2 protein-coding genes are annotated in these 967 nt (G+C 73.4%); both read right to left on the reverse strand.

The genetic code is table 11. The annotated features are described in order from the left end of the window. A partial coding sequence (locus tag ACFFNX_RS43440) for a DUF3048 domain-containing protein (protein ID WP_378212100.1) occupies positions 1–414 on the reverse strand: 414 nt, incomplete at its 3' end. Positions 415–550: 136 nt separating this feature from the next. Next, positions 551–967 (reverse strand): hypothetical protein (locus ACFFNX_RS43445; protein ID WP_378212101.1); only part of this gene is annotated, 417 nt, incomplete at its 5' end.

Raw genomic sequence — 967 nt, forward strand, 5'->3', positions numbered from 1 at the left:
GGAGTAGGCGAACGCGGGACGGCCGAACTGCGGCAGCAGGTGCAGGTCGGAGATGCGGGCGCTGCGGACGGGGCCGACGCTGGACGGCAGCTTGGAGGAGAAGATCGCCATGATCCGGCTGAGGCCGCCCTCGACCTGCTCGACGTAGACGATGTCGGCCGACCGCAGGCCGAGCTGCGGCTTGGCGGACCTGGTGTTGTCGATCTTGACGGCGAGGACCGGGCCGTCCGCGCCGGCGGGCGCGCCGGTGAACGGGTGGGTGCGGGCGGGCGACGGCGTGGACGAGGGCGACGGGTCGCTCGAGGCCGGTGACGGAGGCGACGCGACGGCCGCGACCGGCCCCTTCGAGCAGCCCGCGAGGGCCGCGGTGACGAGCACGGCGGCCAGAGCCGACGTCGCACGAAAACAACGCACTACCTGGACCTCCTCGGACAAATCAGACGTCCTGAGTGCGCGAGGCTAGCCGATGAACGGGCCGCCCGGGCCATTCTTGGCAGGCCCGGTATGACCATCGGTCCCGCAGGTCACAGGGGTCCCGTGCGTGACGGACTCAGCTCTCCGGAGGAGCGTCGTCGATCTCGAAGAAGTCCGGCAGCGGCGCCCGGCCGTGCAGCGGGAGGACGCGGGGCAGCAGCTTGCGGCGCGCCGACCGCGTGGCGGTCACGGCGTTGTTGTAGAAGCTGCGCGCGTAGGTGACCTTGCGCACCGCGGCGTCGAGGTCGTCGAGCAGGTCCGCGCCGTCTTCGCGGGCGGTGAGAGTGGGGCGGAAGTCCGGTTGGCCGACGACGGCGCGCAGCGCCCGGGACAGGTCGCTCTCGGCGAACTCCCGGTTGTCGGCGTCGGCGATGCGGGCCTCGTGCGCGGCGGCGGCGAGCAGCAGGCTCGTGGCCGGATCGAGCTGGCGGGAGGCGGCCAGCTCCAGCGCGACGGCCGCGCGCCGTACGAGCGCGGCGTCCAGTCCGGCGCG

The organism is Actinoallomurus acaciae, from assembly GCF_042429965.1.
GTDB classification, from domain to species: Bacteria; Actinomycetota; Actinomycetes; order Streptosporangiales; family Streptosporangiaceae; genus Actinoallomurus; species Actinoallomurus acaciae.